We start from the raw sequence: 18,224 nt of genomic DNA on the forward strand, positions 1-18,224 counted from the left end.
TAAAAAGCACCTACTTAAGAAAGTAGATGCATCAGTACATACATGCCCGTACAGTTTATTTTTTTGACTACGGTTTTGACTACGGTTTGTTGAATCTAGATGAAACCTTATGAAACTCTATGAAAACACTTGATTGGGTAAGTAGGGATCGAACCTACAGATTGCGGATTCAGAGTCCGGCGCCTTACCAGTTTGGCTATTACCCAAGAATAATTAACTTCCTAATTTTAGCGATATAACGGTCTTTTGTCAAATAGAAAATAGTAATATTTTGTTGAAACAATAAGAAATAGTAAAGATGATTAATTATTGATAAAGAAAAGTGATGATTACTTTTCTAATTGATACATAACGTTATAATGAAGGACATAAAGATTGTGTTATGTAGAGAAAGTACAAATGAATAAATTAAGCTAAAGTTTTGCACATTTTATTAAGTTATTATTCTATAGATGGGTTTGAGGCGAACGTATTGGAAATAAAACTAAGACGTGAATTAAAAAAGTTATACATTAGATTATTGATTGCGTGTGTCACAACGTTATTGATAGGTACCACGAAAGTTCTCCTACAATATAAATGGTTATCTTTTGTTATGTGGGCTGCTGCATTGTACTGTCTCGGTTTGTATCTGTATTGTTGTTTTATTCAATTTTTAATTTGGCATAAAAATCATTGACATCAAATCTATATGGGTTATACTTAAAAGAGTATTTTTGCCCAATGGTCAAATTGGTTAAGACGTCGCCCTCTCAAGGCGGAATTACGGGTTCGAGCCCCGTTTGGGCGATAAAAGATGTAATTAATTAGAATATTTAAAAAAGTGATTAAGTAGGGGAATGAAGTGAACCCCCTGAGTTGGAGAAATCTAACTCAGGGGGTTTTACTATGTTCACAGTTGAAATAAAGAAAAAAGTTCTAAAAGAATATTTGAAAGGTAAACCAGCCGGTTTACTAATGAAGAAGTATGGAATCAAGGGATCTGCAACTATTTATCAATGGTTGGATCATTTTAAAATGTTTGGGATTCAAGGCTTAGAAAATAATTTAGGGAAGACATTTTATGATTATTCCTATAAAATGAAGGTCATTCACTGGCGATTAAAACATAGGGCTTCTTTTCCGGTTACAGCACGTCATTTTAAAATTAAGAATCCTGTCGTGATTTGGGACTGGGAAAAGAAACTGGTACAAGGTCGCTTAAAAACTTCAAAAGGAAAACTGCCTAAAATGACTAAATCAAAAAATCCAAAAACTTCAAAACAATTACAAGAAGAAAATGACTTTCTAAGGGCACGGGTAGCGTACTTGGAAAAATTGGACGCCTTAATACAGAAAAAACAAAGATTAAAAACCAAGAAAAAGCCCAGATAATCACTGAGTTAAGGTGTGAATTACAGATTAAGTTGGCAACCGTATTAAAAGCTGGACTGATGTCCAGCAGTAGCTACCATGATGCTTGTAAACGAGAGTACCAACAAGATTCAAAAGAACTGATTGAAACGATTAAAACAATTTGTGAAGGGCATTCTGATTATGGGTATCGTCCCGTAACAAGTGAGTTACGTAACATAGGCATTAAAATCAATCACAAAACCGTGTTGAGAATAATGCGAGAAAACAAACTCCTATGTCACGCTTACGAACGAAAAACGAAAAGATATAATTCATATAAAGGAACTGTTGGTAAAATAGCTTCCAATCTTTTAAACCGACGTTTTAAGACTGATAGATCCTATCAAAAAATAGTAACTGATGTCACTGAACTACGATGGGGAAATAAAAGTACAAATGAAAGAGCTTATTTTACGGCATATATTGATTTATTTAATAGTGAAGTCCTTCAATGGTCAATTAGCCTCCACCCAACGGTGGAGTTTGTGACAGAACCACTAAAACGGTTAATCAATAAACGTTCAAATCTCAGTTATCGAATGACAGTTCACTCTGATCAAGGATTTCAATATCAGAACAGCCGTTATACAGAGATTATCAAATCAGCAAAAATTTTTCAAAGTATGAGTCGCAAAGCGACTTGTTTAGATAATGCATGTGCTGAAAGCTTCTTTCATATTTTAAAAGTTGGGACAGTTCATAATCACGATTATGCGACATACGAAGCTTTAAAAGTAGCCATAAAAAATTATATTGATTATTACAATCATAAAAGAATTAAAATAAAACTGGCCGGTATGTCTCCGATTGAATATCGAAAACATACCGACCAGATGATCGCTTAATATTTACTCCAACTTTTGGGGTTCACTTCAGAACCTGCTTAATCACTTTTTTGTTTAGACATTTTGTTCAAATGAAAGTTCAATTAAATATTTATCATGATGTGTCAGATACACGGTTGTTACCCAGACGTCCATATAGTCAGGGATGGAATGATCTAATTTATCGTTAAAGTAATCTAATAAATCACCGTGTTTTGAAACGAAATCATCAGTGAGACGATTAACAGTTAGTTTATCTGGTAAAAAATAAATATCAGCATCAGCTACTTTGACGCTTCCTGGTATGACGAGGGTTATTGAATTAGTATAGGTCAAGCGTGAAAAGAAAACGTCTTCTGGATGTCGTCTGACATAAGATAAGACGAAGAATATAGAATCTGAATTACTAGCCATAAGTGACACTCCCCATCTAAATGATTTACTTCATTATACCAATTTAAACGAAAATGTTTTGATTTATTTTATTATAGTCGTAGACAGACTAAATTTAAAAATATATTTTAGGTTTTTACTTAGGTAAAATCTTAATGGTAGCGTATACTTGAAGGTACAAATATAAACCATTTTATGGAGGTGCAGGCGATGAAGACAGTTCATTTTTATTTAGTAAGACATGGTCAAACACGATTGAACAGATTAAAGAGGCTACAAGGCGTGACTAATTCTCGTCTGACACACAAGGGGCGAGAGGCAGCTAGAAATTTGGGAACACAATTAAAAGATGTCTATTTTGAAGCCGTGTACACAAGTGACTTAAAACGAACGCAAGATACTGCGGACTTTATTCTTGAAAAGCATGACTCTTCGTTTGAATTTCAACCATTAAGAGGACTTCGAGAAGTCGATTTTGGTCGACTAGAAGAGATGAAAAATAAAGATTTAATTCCAATGCTTGTTAAAAAATTTGGTTTTTTTAAAGTGAGTCAGGCCGTTTTAGGGCATAATCGCTTTAGAAACTTAGTAAATATGTTCGCAGAGCTTGAAGGAACTAGCCAAGCTGAAACATATGATAAGATGACTAGTCGAATAATTGATACATTAACGGATATTGGGAATCAGTACCAGACGCAGGGAGGAAATATTTTAATTGTGTCTCATGGTCTTGTGTTATCAAGTTTTATCGACAGCTTAGAAAAAAATCAACTTCCAACGATGCTCTTGAAGAATGCTAGTGTTAGTAACGTTGATTTTAAAAAAGGTAAATTTACAATTGTGAAGATTAATCAAAAGGGGTGATTACGATTGCTATATCCTAAAACGATAAATAAAATTCGACAGTTAGTTAATGATGGTATTGTTCCTGGTGCTTCATATGGGGTTATCCATCATAATACAATTAGCAATCAAAACTATTTGGGATATTCGCAATTAGTCCCTGAAACTGAACAATTAGCTGACAATGCACTTTACGACGTTGCATCACTAACTAAAGTGATAGGAACAACAACTCTTATTTTAAAATTACAAGAAGAGGGTCGTTTGAATGTTGATGATTCCGTAAAAAAATACCTACCAAATTATCAGGACGAACGGGTGACTTTACGGCATATGTTGACGCATACGGCAGATTTTCAAGGGTATATTAAAAATCGAAATCAATTATCGGAACCAGATTTAAAACAAGCACTATTCGGACTAAGTAATGGTGAAAATCTTGGAAAAAAAGTTATTTATAGTGATATCGGACTAATTTTTTTAGGATATATTATTGAAAGTATTTTAAAAATTCCTGTTCAGCAAGCATTGCAGCAAGAAGTCTTAAATCCCTTAGGATTAACTGATAGTACTTTTAGTCCAAATATCTCAAGAAGTGTTCCAACTGAGATTATTCCTGACTTAGGTCTTTTAAAGGGTATTGTTCATGACCCCAAAGCACGGATTTTAAAAGAACATTGTGGATCGGCAGGGTTATTTTCCACTGTATCCGACTTATTACGATTTATGCAGTGGTTTATGTCAGATGGTCCTGAACGTCCAGTATTACGGCCGGAGACGACGCAAATGTTATTCTCAGATCAAACACCTACAAGAAGCTTGGGTCGTTCACTTGGCTGGGATCTTCGTGGAGATGGCGATTGCTTATCTGTCTATCATACTGGTTATACAGGAACATTTATAATAATGGATCAATCCATGCAAGACGGGTTGGTTGTCTTAACGAATAGGGTACATCCGACGAGTGATAATAGTCTCTATTTGGTAAAACGAGATGAAATTATAGAAAGCTTTTTAACGGAAAAAGCTGGATTGTAACCGATTAACATTCAAAAATGTAACCGCTTATGATAAAATAAACCAATAATATGTTTAACGAAGGAGAGAGCAACTAATGACAGAACCTTTATTCTTAAAACCTGTATTACAAGAAAAAATTTGGGGTGGTGATCATCTTAAAACGGTCTTTGGATATGATATTCCAAGTAATCATACTGGTGAACTTTGGGCTATTTCCGCACACTCACATGGCCCAAGTACTGTTTTGAATGGTCCATTTGCTGGCAAAACATTGAATGAAGTCTGGGATTCAAATCGTGAAGTTTTTGGTAATGCTAAAGGGGATGTTTTTCCACTTCTAACTAAAATTTTAGATGCTAATCAAGATTTATCAGTTCAAGTACATCCGGATGATACTTATGCAATGCAACATGAGCATGAACTTGGTAAAACAGAATGTTGGTATGTTATTTCAGCCGAACCTGGGGCAGAACTTATTTATGGGCACCATGCTAAAACACGTGAAGAATTAGCGGAAATGATTCATGACGAAAGATGGGATGATTTATTTACGCATGTACCTGTTAAAGCGGGAGATTTCTTTTATGTTCCTAGTGGTACAATTCATGCCATTGGTTCTGGTGTGATGGTCCTTGAAACGCAACAAAGTAGTGATACAACATATCGTGTTTACGATTTTGACCGTGTGGATGCAACAACGGGTAAGAAGCGTGACTTGCATATTCAACAATCGATTGATGTTACTAATGTGCCTAATAAAGTTCCTGAACTCGATATTCAAACAAAAATGGTCGGGGATGCCAAAGTAACAACCTTTGTTAAAACACCATTCTTTAGTGTTTATGAATGGTTGATTTCAAACGGATCAGCAAATTTTAAAAGAACAGTCGCACCTTATACTCTTGTTTCAGTTTTAAAAGGTGAAGGTCAGATTAAAGTCGATGATAAAATATATGATTTAAAAATGGGTATGCATTTTATTTTACCAAACGAAGTTAAAGAATGGACAATTACAGGTGATATGCAAATTATTGCATCAGAACCTGGAGAAAAAGCATAAAAAAATAAAGATTCAAACAATAATATACTATTGTTTGAATCTTTATTTTTTTACTAAAATGTTGGTTCGATAACGAGTGCTTCTTGTTGACTAAAATCAACATCTGGATATTTACGATGCAACGCAAGCAGTAGTAGACGTTTAGCTAATTCACCATTTCTTGTTAAGATTGGGCCATGGAAATATGAACCAAAAACGTTTTTGTAAATGACACCTTCTGAAGCATCACTACCATTATTACCTTTACCTTTTAACACTTTACCAAGTGGTCGTTCATCTTTACCGAGGAAGGTCATCCCGTTATGATTTTCAAAACCATGGTAAGTTTCACCGGTATCTTCATTTTGAATCGTAATATCTCCGATAAAACGATTGTCATCTTGTGTCTCTGTATAATGACTCATTGCACCAATGCCAGGAATTTTTTCACCATCAGCACCGACATAATATTGACCAAGTAATTGGTAACCGCCACAAATTGCGAGGAGGGGACCGTTATCTTCAATATAGTCGGTTAAGGCCTCTTTTTTGTCTTGAATATCTTTTGAGACAATTTTTTGTTCGAAATCTTGTCCACCACCAAAGAAAGTTAAGTCAAAATGATCTTTGTCAAAAGGTTGATCTAAACTGATGACTTCAGTTTGTAAGTCAGTATCCATTTGCTTGGCATAATATTCTAACACCAATAGGTTACCAACATCACCATAAGTATTTAATAAGTCACCATATAAATGGGCGACGTTTAAATGATATTTTGCCATTATTACATGCCCTCCTTGATATAACCATCATTAGCGAGTGATTTACGTAACTGTAAAACAGCTGTATAAGTGGCTAAAACGTAAATATGTTTTGTGGGGAAGGTTTTAAGTTGTTCGATAACTTTAGCAATGTCAGGTTCTTTAATTAATTGTTCATCTTTGACACCAGCGACCTTAAAACGGAATGAAACATCTTTATAACGTTCACCACCCGTCATGAATTGAGGAATGTTCATTTGTGTTAATTGTTCGAAATTCCCATCCCAAATCCAACTGGTATCAATACCATCTGCGTAATTTGCATTTAATAAGAAGGCCAACGAGAATGGTTCTGTATCTGTTGCAATCATATCTAGTACCTGATCGAGGCCAACTGGATTTTTAACTAAAACTAAGGTAATGTCTTTGTCTTCAACATGGATGACTTCTTGTCGACCAAAGACTTGCTCATCGTCTTCACTTAATGTATTACTAATTGTTGCAGGACCAACATTGAAGACACGACCAACTGCATAAGCAGCAAGGGCGTTGTAGATGTTATATAAACCGCCGACATGAATTTCCATGGGTTGTCCATCAACTATAAAGTGAGATGATGTGGGTGTTTGTTCTAAAAGTGATGTTAATTGGTAGTCTAATTTTGGACGACTAAAATGACAGTTTGGACAATAATATTTCCCGAGATTAGCATACGTACGGGTTTTATAATGTAAGATATGTTGACAAACTGGACAAAGAATCCCATCAGTATTCGTAGGTGCTAAACTTTCTGTTTCCTCTTCATGATTAAAACCGTAGAAAACAAAAGGATTTGGTAATTCAATTGAATGGAAAATGGGTGCATCACCATTTGCAATAATTGTTGCATTGGGTGCTAATTTAATCCCATCAATAATTTTTTTGTAAGTTGTATAAATTTCACCGTAGCGGTCCATTTGATCACGGAAAATATTTGTTAGAACAAATGCTTTAGGCGTGATGTATTGGGTTACTTTAATGACATTTGCTTCATCAACCTCAAGAACAGCAAGAGGACGCTCATTTTTTTTGCGCTTATCCGTTAGAAATGCTGTGATAATACCTTGTTCCATATTTGATCCAGCAGAGTTTGTTAAGATATGGTCATATTTAGCACCTAAAACCTTAACTGTTAAGGCGGTTGTTAAGGTTTTACCGTTGGTTCCAGTGATGACAATAACGTCATAATTAGCACCTAATGTTTTTAAAATTTCTGGATCTAACGCGGCAGTTATTTTGCCGGGTAGAGAGCTACCACCTTTTAGAAAGGTGTGCAAAAACCAATATGATGATTTCCCTGCGACAGTTGCTATTGAGCTTTTTATCGTCATTAAAATATCCTCCGTTTACAGAAAATTGACTACATAGGATAGAATCCACGTCATAGCCTACTTTACTGAATTTATATTATGTCTATAATAGCATAATTACAAAATTCTACATATAAAATGCCTAATATTAAGAAAAAATTTTTATTTAATGAAATCCAAGCTTAAATCGGATATACTTAAAGACGGAAATCTGAAAAACAGAAGAGGTTTATTATGGCGCAATTATTTTTTAAATACGGTGCAATGAATAGTGGTAAGACAATTGAAATCTTAAAAGTTGCGCATAATTATGAAGAACAAAATAAATCAGTTATTATTTTAACAAGTGGTGTGGATGACAGGGATGGTGTTGGATTTGTTTCAAGTCGAATTGGATTGAAACGTGAGGCGACACCTATTTTTGAAGAAACAAATGTCTTTGATTTAGTTCAACAGACTAATTCAAATGCTGCTTGTGTTTTAATAGACGAATCACAATTTCTAAAACAAGCACATATTATTCAATTAGCTAAAATTGTGGATGAATTAAATATTCCAGTTATGGCTTTTGGGTTAAAGAATGATTTTAAAAACGAATTGTTTGAAGGATCAAAATATTTATTATTATATGCTGACAAGATTGAAGAAATGAAAACAATTTGCTGGTTTTGTCATAAAAAGGCCATCATGAATTTACGTATTCATGATGGTAAACCTGTATATGCTGGCGAACAAATTTTAATAGGTGGTAATGAAGATTATTATCCAGTATGTCGTAAACATTATAACAATCCGTTGATGACACAATTACAATAATCAGATAGACTAGAAAGATAAAGAATTAAGAGGAGACAATATAAAATGGATGAAATGTATGATCAATTACAATCAGTTGATGATCGCTATGAAGAATTAGGCGAATTATTGTCTGATCCTGAGATTATTTCAAATAATAATCGGTTTATGGAATTATCAAAAGAAATGGCAAGTATCCGCGAAACAGTTGAGAAATATCGCCAATATAAAGTTGTTGTTCAAGAACTTGCAGATGCTGAAGAAATGCTAGGCGAAAATTTAGATTCTGAAATGGCTGAAATGGCTAAAGAAGAATTATCTGACGCAAAGAAAGCAAAAGCAGCTTTAGAAGAAGAAATTAAGGTACTATTAATTCCTAAGGATCCTAATGATGATAAAAATATTATCATGGAAATTCACGGCGCTGCCGGTGGGGATGAAGCTAGTTTATTTGCTGCAGATTTATTCTCAATGTATTCTAAATACGCTGAGAAGCAAGGTTGGACTGTTGAAATTGTGGATAAAAATGTGACTGAAGTCGGTGGTTTTAAAGAAATTGTCCTGTTGATTAATGGTGATAGTGTCTTTTCTAAGCTGAAATATGAAAGTGGTGCACATCGAGTTCAACGAATTCCATCAACAGAATCAGCTGGACGTGTGCATACTTCTACTGCAACAGTAGGTGTTATGCCTGAAGCAGAAGATGTTGAAATTGAAATTGATGCAAAAGATATTAGAACGGATGTTTATCGTTCTTCTGGTGCCGGTGGACAACATGTTAATAAGACATCATCTGCTGTCCGAATGACCCATTTACCAACAAACATTGTTGTAGCTATGCAAGATGAACGTTCACAACAACAAAATCGTGAAAAAGCTATGAAAATTTTGAAGGCTCGAGTTTATGATTTCTATTCACAACAAGAACAAAGTGCTTACAATGAAAATAGAAAATCAGCTGTTGGATCAGGGGACCGTTCAGAACGAATTAGAACTTATAATTTCCCTCAAAATCGTGTGACTGATCATCGAATTGGATTATCATTGAATAAATTAGATCGTGTTATGAATGGTGAACTTGAAGAAGTAATCGATTCATTGATTTTATATGATCAAACACAAAAAATGGAAAAGTTGCAAGAAAATGACTAATCCAACCTACTATGAAGCCTTGAAATGGGCTTCTTTGTGTATAGAGGAACATAAGTTAGAAGTTGAAAGTGGTCAGTGGTTATTATTAGAGCGACTAAGCTGGTCAACGACTGATTTATTAATGAATTATCAAACAAAAATGCCAAAAAATGAGTGGCAACAATATCAGATAGATATTCAGCAATTTTGTGATGGAATGCCGGCACAATACATTATTGGTCATGCCTACTTTTTTGGTATGCAATTGAAAGTGACCGAAGCAACCCTTATTCCGAGACCTGAGACGGAAGAATTGGTAGAATGGATGTTGGAGACATTGCCTGCTAATGAGAAGTTGGTAATTGCTGATATTGGAACCGGTTCTGGAGCAATTGCGATTGCTTTAAAACAACAGCGACCAAATTGGCAAATCTTTGCAAGTGATATTTCTAAAGAAGCAATTACGGTTGCCAAAAAAAATGCACAAGCACAGCAAGTTGATGTAACATTTTTGATTGGAGATTTAACAGAACCTATTCATGAATTGAAAGTGGATGTCATCGTGTCTAATCCACCATACATTGCCGAAAATGAGCGAGATGTGATGGATAAAAGTGTGATTGAACATGAACCGCAAGTCGCATTATTTGCAGCTGAAAATGGTCTAATCTTGTATCGAAGAATGATAGAAGAGGTGGCTCGCTTCACGCAAAAACCAAGAGATATTTTCTTTGAAATAGGGTATCAACAAGAAAACGCCGTGATAAAGATGTTAACAAACGCATTTGAAAATGCAGTTTTAATAGAAGGAAAAAAAGATAGTTTTGATAATCAAAGAATGATTCACGCAAAATTATAAAAGGGGTGTTGAGTTAATGGAAACAATTATTTATCAACCTAATGAAATAGAAACTGCTGCAGAGTTATTAAAGCAAGGACAATTGATCGCATTCCCAACTGAAACAGTGTACGGATTGGGTGCCGATGCGACAAATGAAGAGGCAGTCAAACAAGTGTATGCTGCAAAAGGTCGACCAAGTGATAATCCACTAATCGTACACGTTGCCGATGTAGAGACAGTTCGGGAATATGCACAACCACTTACTGCCAATGTGGAAAAGTTAATTAAAACATTTTGGCCGGGTTCATTGACGCTTATCCTTAAATTAAAAGCAGGAGCTCTTTCAAAGACTGTTACAGGCGGTTTAGAAACTGCAGCCTTTAGAATGCCAGATAACAAAGTTACATTAGATTTTATTATTAAGTCGGGCGTTCCAATTGTTGGCCCTTCAGCTAATACTTCAGGTAAACCTAGTCCAACAATGGCAGAACATGTTGCTCATGATTTGAATGGTAAAATTGCTGGTATCATTGATGATGGGCAAACAAAAGTAGGGGTGGAGTCAACTGTCTTAGACATGAGTACAGATGAACCAACAATTTTGAGACCTGGAGCAGTTACTCAGTCACAAATTGAGGATGTAATTGGACACGTTAGTGATGATACACATGAAGTTGCCGAAGGAGAAACGCCAAAAGCACCTGGGATGAAGTATCGACATTATGCACCAAGAGCACAAGTTGTGATTGTTGATTCAACACAAAATTGGTCAGATATTTTAGACTGGGTCGCTAAACAAGATATTGCAATCGGATTAATGGCAAAAGAAGGTCAAATTGATACGGATCAGATACCTAAGAATAGTGGCTATTCTTCTTTAGGAAAAACAATTGAATCAGCAAGCCAATCACTTTTTGACGGTTTACGCTACTTCGATGACAACCCTAATGTTCAAATGATTTTAGTTGAAGGGTTTGATAAAAAGGGATTGGGTGTTGCTTACATGAACCGTCTTGAAAAAGCAGCAAGTAGCCAAAATATTGTTGAACTTATGGATGCTGAAAAAGTGAAATATAAACAACAGGATAAAGAATTGTGGGATGCAATCGCTCATGAAGAAAAACGCCAAGAGGACAATATTGAATTAATTGCGTCTGAAAATATCGTTTCTGATGCTGTACGTGCTGCACAAGGTAGCGTGTTAACCAATAAGTATGCTGAAGGGTATCCTAATAAGCGTTACTACGGTGGTTGTGAGTATATTGATGTAGTTGAACAATTAGCTATTGATCGTGCTAAGGCACTATTCCATGCTGAATATGCCAATGTACAACCACATTCTGGTTCACAAGCTAATATGGCCGTTTACCAGGCATTTTTAGAACCTCAAGATAAGATTTTAGGAATGAAATTAAACGATGGTGGACATTTAACGCATGGTTCACCAGTAAATTTCTCAGGTGAATTGTACAATTTTGTTAGTTATGGTGTTGATTCTAAAACAGAACGTTTAAATTATGATGCTATTCGAGAGATAGCACTTAAAGAAAAACCTAAAATGATTATTGCTGGAGCCTCAGCTTATAGTCGAATGATCGACTTTACAAAATTTAGAGCAATCGCTGATGAAGTTGGCGCCTATTTAATGGTAGATATGGCTCATATTGCTGGTCTTGTAGCTACTGGACTGCATCCAAATCCCGTAGATGTAGCTGATGTTGTTACGACAACAACGCATAAAACGTTACGTGGCCCTCGTGGTGGAATGATTCTTGCTAAAGAAAAATATGCTAAAAAACTAAACTCGGCAGTTTTCCCTGGTACACAGGGTGGCCCACTTGAACACGTAATTGCTGGGAAAGCGGCAGCATTCTATGAGGCAGCGCAACCAGCATTTACGGCGTATATGTATCAAGTTGTTCAGAATTCACAAGCAATGGCTGGCGTATTTGCACAGTCAGATTTAGTGAGAGTTATTTCTGGTGGAACTGATAATCACTTAATGAACTTAGATGTAACACCTTCTGGGTTAAATGGAAAAGAAGTTCAAAACTTATTAGATCGTGTTCATATTACTGTGAATAAAAATACAATTCCAAATGAATCATTGAGCCCATTTAAAACGTCTGGAATTCGAATTGGAACGCCAGCAATTTCTACTCGTGGGTTTGACAGCGAAGACGTAAAAGTGATTGCAATTCTAATTCTATACGCAATTCAATTTCACGATGATGACGATAAATTAGCCGAAATTGGTTCGCAAGTTTTAGCATTATCTAAAAAGCATCCTATTTCACAAATTAAATACGTTTAAGACTAGTATTTTAGGTAATAATTCGCTAAAATAGAATAGACTAAATTTAAGGGAGTGTTTCGTAATGGGCAAATTTCAAGTGATGGACCATCCGTTAATTCAACACAAATTAACGATTATACGTGATAAGAACTGTGGTACAAAAGAATTTAGAGAAGTTGTTAATGAAATTGCTGAACTAATGGTATATGATGTTTCTCGCGATTTTGCTTTAGAAGATGTTATCGTTGAAACACCTATGGGTAAAACAACACAAAAAACATTGGCTGGTAAGAAAATTGCTATTATTCCTATTTTAAGAGCTGGTTTAGGGATGGTTGATGGTATTTTGGAATTATTACCAGCAGCTAAAGTTGGACATATTGGTATGTACCGTGATGAAACAACATTCCAACCAACAGAATATTTTGTAAAAATGCCTGAAGATATTGCTAGTCGTGATCTTCTTGTAGTAGACCCAATGCTTGCTACTGGTGGTTCTGCTATTATGGCAGTTGATGCATTGAAGAAGCGCGGCGCAAAGACAATTAAGTTTGTTTGTCTTGTTGCGGCTCCAGAAGGTGTTGCAGCTTTACGTGAAAAACATCCTGATATTGATATTTATACAGCAGCACTTGATGATCACTTGAATGAAGATGGCTACATTGTCCCAGGTTTGGGCGATGCAGGTGATCGATTGTTTGGTACGAAATAAATTAAATGAATGGCCCTTAGAATGCTTATGCGTAAGCCGTCTAGGTGTCATTTTTTTTAATGTGAAAAAAAACTCAAAATAAGTCAGAATTTCTTTTGTATTTTATTTCAATTGGTGGTATGATTTCTTTTGTAATTGGAGAATATTTATAAAGTTATTCTCTTTAATTTATACCGTTTTATACGGTCAAATAAAAGTTTGGAAAGAGGTGAAATTCTGTGGATGGAGATGCTTTCGTTGTGAATTTTTATGGCCTACCTTTCAATATTACGAATGTCGTTTCCGGTTTACTTGCATGTGTGATTGTCGCGATGATAGCTATTGTATTATCGAGAAGACTGACCATGAAACCGACTGGTAGACAAAATGTTTTGGAATGGCTCATTGATTTCACCAATGGGATTGTTAAAAGCGCAATGCCAGGAAAAGAAGGTAAGAAGTTTAATTTATTAGCATTTACGTTATTCTTATTTATCTTTGTATCTAACCAAATGGGTTTATTTTTACAAATAGGTTTTGGCGACAAGACGTTGATTAAAAGTCCAACGTCGAGTCCGCTAACGACACTAACGTTTGCATTTTTGATTCTGCTATTATCACATTTTATGGGTGTTATTCAATTCGGATTTAAGGGATATATTAAAAATTCCTATTTGAGTCCAGTTGCATTTCTTTTACCTATTAACTTGATTGAAGAATTTACAAATTTGCTAACATTAGCTCTTCGTTTGTACGGAAACATTTACGCTGGGGAAGTATTATTAACGTTAATTGGTGGTGCAGTTTCTATGGGCCCATTAATGACTATCGTGGCTTTACCAGTTGAAATGATCTGGCAAGGATTCTCTCTGTTTATCGGAAGTATCCAAGCTTACGTATTCGTAACATTGTCAATGGTTTATATCGGTGGAAAAGTACAAAAAGAATAAAACAAGATATCTAAGGAGGAAACAATTATTATGGGATTATTAGCAGCAGGTATTGCAGCTGGTTTAGCCGCTGTCGCAACAGGTATTGGTAATGGTTTAGTTATTTCTAAAACAATCGAAGGTATGGCTCGCCAACCAGAATTATCTGGTCAATTACGTTCAACAATGTTTATTGGTGTTGGTTTGATTGAAGCCGTTCCTATTATTGCTATCGTTATTTCATTCTTATTGATGGCTAAATAATTTTTGAAATTAAGTTTGATTCTTCGTTGATACAACGAAATATATTAATTTTAAAAAGGAGGTGTCAATAGATGTTTTCAGATTTAGTTTTCGGTGCAGTTGGTAATTTTCAAACTGGTGATTTCTTATTCTATATTATTTCGTTTGTTATTTTGATGTTAATCATCAAACACTTTGCATGGGGTCCTGTCACAAAAATGATGAGTGACCGTGCAGATAAAATTGCAAATGATTTAGATTCTGCTGAAGATTCAAGAAAAAAAGCCGATATTTTGGCAACTGAACGACAAGACCAATTAGATAATTCACGTCAAGAAGCATCTGAAATTGTTAGTCGTGCAAAAGATAACGGTAAAAAGCAACATGATGATATCGTTTCTGGAGCTCAAGATGAAGCAACGACGTTGAAACAAAATGCTGTTAAAGATATTGAACAAGAACGCCAAGAAGTATTGAGTAGCGTTCAAAGTGATGTCGCTGAATTATCTATTGAAATTGCTTCTAAGATTATTCAAAAAGAATTAAATGAGAATGATCAAAAAAACTTAATCAATTCTTATATTGAAGGGTTGGTAAAGTAAAATGAAATTAGATAAGGCAACCGTTGCCAATCGTTACGGTGAAGCCATCTTTGAAATTGCTGATGAACAAGGTAATATTGTTGCCTTTTCTGAAGAATTAGAGGAAGTTAGACAAGTTTTTCTTGCTAATCCACAATTGAGTGAAGTGCTTGTTGATGCACGTCTTAATTTGTTAGAAAAGCAAGACCTTGTTAAGGTCTTACTCAAAGATGCATCTCCAATTATTGCAAACGTTATCCAAATGGTCTTTGATTATGGTCGAATGGGTGATATGGTTGGAATAATTGAAGAATTCGAACGATTATGCGATGTTAAAGAAAAAATTGTACATGCAACCGTTACAACTGCAATTGAGCTTGATGATAGTCAATTAACGAAATTATCAAGTAAGTTTGCAGAAAGAATCGGTGCAAATAAGATAGTATTTAACAATATTATTGATGAAAAAATTATTGGTGGCGTTATTATTGAAGCCAATAATCAGATTTTTGATGGATCAATTTCATCAAAAATCAACAAAGTAAAACGATTATTAGCGGAGTAACATATTAAAGTAGTTAAGAGGTGAACCTTGTATGAGCATTAAAGCTGAAGAAATCAGTGCTTTAATTAAAGAACAATTGGAACAATATAAAGACGAACTTATCGTTGATGAAGTAGGTACCGTTACTTATGTTGGTGATGGTATTGCTCGTGCACACGGTTTGGATAACGCTTTATCAGGAGAATTGTTAGAATTTTCTGACGGTACTTATGGTATGGCTCAAAATCTAGAAACAAACGATGTTGGTATCGTTATTTTAGGTGGCTATGAAGGTATCCGTGAAGGCGACGTTGTCAAACGTACGGGTAGAATCATGGAAGTTCCTGTTGGTGAAGAACTTATCGGACGTGTTGTTAATCCTTTAGGCCAACCCATCGATGGTAAAGGTGATCTTAAGACAAACAAAACTCGTCCAGTCGAAAAAAAGGCTCCAGGAGTTATGGATCGTAAGTCAGTTGATCAACCTTTACAAACTGGACTTAAAGCTATTGATGCTTTAGTTCCAATTGGCCGTGGACAACGTGAATTGATTATTGGTGATCGTAAGACTGGTAAAACATCAGTTGCTATTGATACGATTTTAAATCAAAAAGATCAAGACATGATTTGTATCTATGTTGCTATTGGACAAAAAGAATCAACTGTTAGCGCACAAGTGGAAACGTTACGTCGATTAGGCGCAATGGACTACACAATTGTCGTTAGTGCTGGTCCTGCTTCTCCCGCACCATTATTATGGTTAGCTCCATATACTGGTTCAGCAATGGGTGAAGAATTCATGTATAACGGTAAACATGTCTTGATTGTATTTGATGATTTATCAAAACAAGCAACGGCTTACCGTGAACTGTCATTAATTTTGAGACGTCCGCCGGGTCGTGAAGCTTATCCTGGTGATGTTTTCTACTTACATTCACGTTTACTTGAACGTGCAGCTAAGTTAAGTGATGAATTGGGTGGTGGTTCAATGACTGCTCTTCCATTTATCGAAACACAGGCTGGTGATGTTTCTGCATATATTCCTACTAACGTAATTTCGATTACTGATGGTCAAATTTTCTTGGATAGTGATTTATTCTATTCAGGTACTCGTCCAGCTATTGATGCTGGTACATCAGTTTCTCGTGTTGGTGGGTCAGCTCAAATTAAAGCAATGAAGAAAGTTGCCGGAAGCCTTCGTTTGGCTCTTGCATCATTCCGAGAATTAGAATCATTTTCTCAATTTGGTTCTGATTTAGATGCCGCAACACAAGCTAAATTAAATCGTGGACATCGTACGGTTGAAGTACTTAAACAACCATTACACAAGCCATTAGTTGTTGAAAAACAAGTTTTAATTTTATATGCATTAACACATGGATTCTTGGATTCAGTTCCTGTTGATGATATTCTTCGTTTTGAAGGTGAAATTTTTGATTTCTTTGATAATAATCATAGTGATCTTTTAAATCACATCAAAGAAACAGGTAATTTACCTGACGAAGATAAATTTGATGCTGCAATCAAAGACTTTTCAGAAGGTTTCCAAGTAACTCCTGAAAAAGCGTAAACTAAAAGTAAATGAAAGATGGTGAGAATTAATGGGTGCTTCATTAATGGAAGTAAAGCGTCGAATCGTTTCAACTAAGAAAACGGGACAAATAACTGGCGCAATGCAAGTTGTTTCGACTGCTAAGTTAAGCCAAATTCAGCGTCATACTCAAAGTTATCAGATATATGCTTCTAAAATTAGAAGTGTCATTACCCATCTTGCCCAATCTCACCTTTTAGATGCTAAAGCTGGAAAATCAAAGCAATCATCTGAGAATGATAGTTCAAAATTTTCAGGTTTTGATATGTTACAAAAGAGACCTGTTAAAAAAAGTGGTTATTTAATTATTACTTCTGATCGTGGTTTAGTTGGTAGTTACAATAGTAACGTAATTAAACAAACATTAGATTTGATGAAGCAAAATGGCCATACTGTAGATAATGCTGTTATTATTGCTGTTGGTGGTACTGGTGCTGACTTCTTTAAAAATAGAGGATATGAGGTTGCCTACGAATACCGTGGTGTAAGTGATATTCCAACGTTTATTGAGGTTCGTGAAATCGTTAAATCAGTAGTAACAATGTATAACAGTGAAGTTTATGATGAATTATTTGTTTGTTATAATCATTTCGTTAATAGTTTACAATCGGACTTTCATTCTGAACAAATGCTTCCTATTTCAGAAGTGAATATGGATACAGATGCAGAAGGTATTGAAACGTCTAATGTGATGGGGAATGAAGATTATGATATGGAACCTTCAGGAGACGCAATTCTTGAAGTTGTTCTACCTCAGTTTGCTGAAAGCTTAGTATATGGTGCGATTTTAGATGCTAAAACAGCTGAACATGCTTCAAGTTCTACAGCAATGAAATCTGCGACAGATAATGCTAAAGATATTATTGCATCATTAGAATTAAAGTATAATCGTGCACGTCAAAGTGCTATTACAACAGAAATTACAGAAATTACTGGTGCAACAGCTGCTTTAGAGTAA

Annotated in this window: 19 protein-coding genes, 2 tRNA genes and 1 pseudogene; 18 read left to right on the forward strand and 4 right to left on the reverse strand. The window is 35.2% G+C overall.

Features of this window, described 5'->3' with window-relative positions; all coding sequences use genetic code 11:
* Nucleotides 1-133: 133 nt before the first annotated feature.
* Nucleotides 134-206 (reverse strand) — tRNA-Gln (locus AC1RPG_RS05305).
* 511 nt (nucleotides 207-717) lie between these two features.
* On the opposite strand from AC1RPG_RS05305, the gene AC1RPG_RS05310 reads away from it, so the two are divergent.
* The 3 genes from AC1RPG_RS05310 (at nucleotide 718) to AC1RPG_RS05320 (ending at nucleotide 2,240) form a co-directional block, all read left to right on the forward strand.
* Nucleotides 718-790, forward strand: a tRNA-Glu gene (locus AC1RPG_RS05310).
* Between the two features lie 98 nt (nucleotides 791-888).
* On the forward strand, nucleotides 889-1,374 hold the full coding sequence (locus AC1RPG_RS05315) for a helix-turn-helix domain-containing protein (RefSeq protein ID WP_481761995.1): 486 nt from the start codon (nucleotides 889-891) through the stop codon (nucleotides 1,372-1,374).
* A gap of 26 nt (nucleotides 1,375-1,400) precedes the next feature.
* Nucleotides 1,401-2,240, forward strand: a complete 840-nt coding sequence (locus AC1RPG_RS05320; protein ID WP_481761996.1) for an IS3 family transposase — start codon at nucleotides 1,401-1,403, stop codon at nucleotides 2,238-2,240.
* Nucleotides 2,241-2,294: 54 nt separating this feature from the next.
* Here AC1RPG_RS05320 and AC1RPG_RS05325 read toward each other — a convergent pair whose 3' ends face one another.
* Nucleotides 2,295-2,633, reverse strand: coding sequence for a hypothetical protein (locus tag AC1RPG_RS05325; protein WP_481761632.1), 339 nt, complete (start codon nucleotides 2,631-2,633; stop codon nucleotides 2,295-2,297).
* A 189-nt stretch (nucleotides 2,634-2,822) separates the two neighbouring features.
* On the opposite strand from AC1RPG_RS05325, the gene AC1RPG_RS05330 reads away from it, so the two are divergent.
* From AC1RPG_RS05330 to manA, 3 genes are all read left to right on the forward strand, one after another.
* A complete protein-coding gene (locus AC1RPG_RS05330) occupies nucleotides 2,823-3,476 on the forward strand; it encodes a histidine phosphatase family protein (RefSeq protein ID WP_409022293.1) in 654 nt (217 codons plus the stop codon).
* A gap of 6 nt (nucleotides 3,477-3,482) precedes the next feature.
* Nucleotides 3,483-4,493: a serine hydrolase domain-containing protein gene (locus AC1RPG_RS05335; protein ID WP_481761633.1), complete on the forward strand. Its 1,011-nt coding sequence runs from the start codon at nucleotides 3,483-3,485 to the stop codon at nucleotides 4,491-4,493.
* Between the two features lie 76 nt (nucleotides 4,494-4,569).
* Nucleotides 4,570-5,535 carry a mannose-6-phosphate isomerase, class I gene (manA, locus tag AC1RPG_RS05340; RefSeq protein ID WP_481761634.1) on the forward strand — a complete coding sequence of 322 codons (966 nt, stop codon included), beginning with the start codon at nucleotides 4,570-4,572 and terminating at the stop codon, nucleotides 5,533-5,535.
* 53 nt (nucleotides 5,536-5,588) lie between these two features.
* Here manA and AC1RPG_RS05345 read toward each other — a convergent pair whose 3' ends face one another.
* Together AC1RPG_RS05345 and AC1RPG_RS05350 are read right to left on the reverse strand one after the other, a co-directional pair.
* Entirely contained in the window at nucleotides 5,589-6,296 is a 708-nt protein-coding gene (locus AC1RPG_RS05345) for a type 1 glutamine amidotransferase (RefSeq protein ID WP_409022296.1), read from the reverse strand.
* Between the two features lie 2 nt (nucleotides 6,297-6,298).
* Entirely contained in the window at nucleotides 6,299-7,645 is a 1,347-nt protein-coding gene (locus AC1RPG_RS05350; protein ID WP_481761635.1) for a MurT ligase domain-containing protein, read from the reverse strand.
* A 213-nt stretch (nucleotides 7,646-7,858) separates the two neighbouring features.
* Between AC1RPG_RS05350 and AC1RPG_RS05355 the strand changes: the two genes are divergently transcribed.
* The 12 genes and pseudogenes from AC1RPG_RS05355 to AC1RPG_RS05410 all read left to right on the forward strand — a co-directional run bounded on the left by AC1RPG_RS05355 (nucleotide 7,859) and on the right by AC1RPG_RS05410 (nucleotide 18,224).
* On the forward strand, nucleotides 7,859-8,440 hold the full coding sequence (locus AC1RPG_RS05355) for a thymidine kinase (RefSeq protein ID WP_409022298.1): 582 nt from the start codon (nucleotides 7,859-7,861) through the stop codon (nucleotides 8,438-8,440).
* A gap of 45 nt (nucleotides 8,441-8,485) precedes the next feature.
* Nucleotides 8,486-9,571: a peptide chain release factor 1 gene (gene prfA / locus AC1RPG_RS05360; protein WP_409022299.1), complete on the forward strand. Its 1,086-nt coding sequence runs from the start codon at nucleotides 8,486-8,488 to the stop codon at nucleotides 9,569-9,571.
* The gene (prmC, locus tag AC1RPG_RS05365; RefSeq protein WP_481761636.1) at nucleotides 9,564-10,409 is read left to right on the forward strand and encodes a peptide chain release factor N(5)-glutamine methyltransferase; all 846 of its coding nucleotides are present in this window, start codon (nucleotides 9,564-9,566) and stop codon (nucleotides 10,407-10,409) included. The genes prfA and prmC overlap by 8 nt, the downstream gene beginning before the upstream one ends.
* Nucleotides 10,410-10,425: 16 nt before the next feature.
* A pseudogene (locus AC1RPG_RS05370) lies at nucleotides 10,426-11,409 on the forward strand (L-threonylcarbamoyladenylate synthase); the annotation flags it as partial.
* Between the two features lie 33 nt (nucleotides 11,410-11,442).
* Complete coding sequence (gene glyA, locus AC1RPG_RS05375; protein WP_481761720.1) at nucleotides 11,443-12,705, forward strand: serine hydroxymethyltransferase; 1,263 nt, start codon at nucleotides 11,443-11,445, stop codon at nucleotides 12,703-12,705.
* A 64-nt stretch (nucleotides 12,706-12,769) separates the two neighbouring features.
* Entirely contained in the window at nucleotides 12,770-13,399 is a 630-nt protein-coding gene (gene upp / locus AC1RPG_RS05380) for a uracil phosphoribosyltransferase (protein ID WP_409022301.1), read from the forward strand.
* A gap of 218 nt (nucleotides 13,400-13,617) precedes the next feature.
* The gene (gene atpB, locus AC1RPG_RS05385) at nucleotides 13,618-14,328 is read left to right on the forward strand and encodes a F0F1 ATP synthase subunit A (RefSeq protein WP_409022302.1); all 711 of its coding nucleotides are present in this window, start codon (nucleotides 13,618-13,620) and stop codon (nucleotides 14,326-14,328) included.
* A gap of 30 nt (nucleotides 14,329-14,358) precedes the next feature.
* The gene (atpE, locus tag AC1RPG_RS05390; protein ID WP_409022303.1) at nucleotides 14,359-14,571 is read left to right on the forward strand and encodes a F0F1 ATP synthase subunit C; all 213 of its coding nucleotides are present in this window, start codon (nucleotides 14,359-14,361) and stop codon (nucleotides 14,569-14,571) included.
* Nucleotides 14,572-14,642: 71 nt separating this feature from the next.
* A complete protein-coding gene (gene atpF, locus AC1RPG_RS05395) occupies nucleotides 14,643-15,152 on the forward strand; it encodes a F0F1 ATP synthase subunit B (RefSeq protein ID WP_409022304.1) in 510 nt (169 codons plus the stop codon).
* Nucleotide 15,153: 1 nt separating this feature from the next.
* Nucleotides 15,154-15,696, forward strand: a complete 543-nt coding sequence (gene atpH / locus AC1RPG_RS05400) for an ATP synthase F1 subunit delta (protein WP_481761637.1) — start codon at nucleotides 15,154-15,156, stop codon at nucleotides 15,694-15,696.
* Nucleotides 15,697-15,727: 31 nt separating this feature from the next.
* Nucleotides 15,728-17,245 carry a F0F1 ATP synthase subunit alpha gene (atpA, locus tag AC1RPG_RS05405; protein WP_481761638.1) on the forward strand — a complete coding sequence of 506 codons (1,518 nt, stop codon included), beginning with the start codon at nucleotides 15,728-15,730 and terminating at the stop codon, nucleotides 17,243-17,245.
* A gap of 31 nt (nucleotides 17,246-17,276) precedes the next feature.
* Entirely contained in the window at nucleotides 17,277-18,224 is a 948-nt protein-coding gene (locus AC1RPG_RS05410) for a F0F1 ATP synthase subunit gamma (RefSeq protein WP_481761639.1), read from the forward strand.

This window comes from Dellaglioa sp. CoH-57-MRSF-18 (assembly GCF_056781995.1).

What these genes read in the sequence shown, in the direction of transcription:
- AC1RPG_RS05325 (WP_481761632.1), bottom strand. Translation starts at nt 2,633, where the DNA reads ATGGCTAGTAATTCAGATTCTATATTCTTCGTCTTATCTTATGTCAGA.
- AC1RPG_RS05355 (WP_409022298.1), top strand. Translation starts at nt 7,859, where the DNA reads ATGGCGCAATTATTTTTTAAATACGGTGCAATGAATAGTGGTAAGACA.
- upp (WP_409022301.1), top strand. Translation starts at nt 12,770, where the DNA reads ATGGGCAAATTTCAAGTGATGGACCATCCGTTAATTCAACACAAATTA.
- atpH (WP_481761637.1), top strand. Translation starts at nt 15,154, where the DNA reads ATGAAATTAGATAAGGCAACCGTTGCCAATCGTTACGGTGAAGCCATC.
- AC1RPG_RS05350 (WP_481761635.1), bottom strand. Translation starts at nt 7,645, where the DNA reads ATGACGATAAAAAGCTCAATAGCAACTGTCGCAGGGAAATCATCATAT.
- AC1RPG_RS05330 (WP_409022293.1), top strand. Translation starts at nt 2,823, where the DNA reads ATGAAGACAGTTCATTTTTATTTAGTAAGACATGGTCAAACACGATTG.
- glyA (WP_481761720.1), top strand. Translation starts at nt 11,443, where the DNA reads ATGGATGCTGAAAAAGTGAAATATAAACAACAGGATAAAGAATTGTGG.
- atpA (WP_481761638.1), top strand. Translation starts at nt 15,728, where the DNA reads ATGAGCATTAAAGCTGAAGAAATCAGTGCTTTAATTAAAGAACAATTG.
- prmC (WP_481761636.1), top strand. Translation starts at nt 9,564, where the DNA reads ATGACTAATCCAACCTACTATGAAGCCTTGAAATGGGCTTCTTTGTGT.
- prfA (WP_409022299.1), top strand. Translation starts at nt 8,486, where the DNA reads ATGGATGAAATGTATGATCAATTACAATCAGTTGATGATCGCTATGAA.
- atpE (WP_409022303.1), top strand. Translation starts at nt 14,359, where the DNA reads ATGGGATTATTAGCAGCAGGTATTGCAGCTGGTTTAGCCGCTGTCGCA.
- AC1RPG_RS05345 (WP_409022296.1), bottom strand. Translation starts at nt 6,296, where the DNA reads ATGGCAAAATATCATTTAAACGTCGCCCATTTATATGGTGACTTATTA.
- AC1RPG_RS05410 (WP_481761639.1), top strand. Translation starts at nt 17,277, where the DNA reads ATGGGTGCTTCATTAATGGAAGTAAAGCGTCGAATCGTTTCAACTAAG.
- atpF (WP_409022304.1), top strand. Translation starts at nt 14,643, where the DNA reads ATGTTTTCAGATTTAGTTTTCGGTGCAGTTGGTAATTTTCAAACTGGT.
- manA (WP_481761634.1), top strand. Translation starts at nt 4,570, where the DNA reads ATGACAGAACCTTTATTCTTAAAACCTGTATTACAAGAAAAAATTTGG.
- AC1RPG_RS05315 (WP_481761995.1), top strand. Translation starts at nt 889, where the DNA reads ATGTTCACAGTTGAAATAAAGAAAAAAGTTCTAAAAGAATATTTGAAA.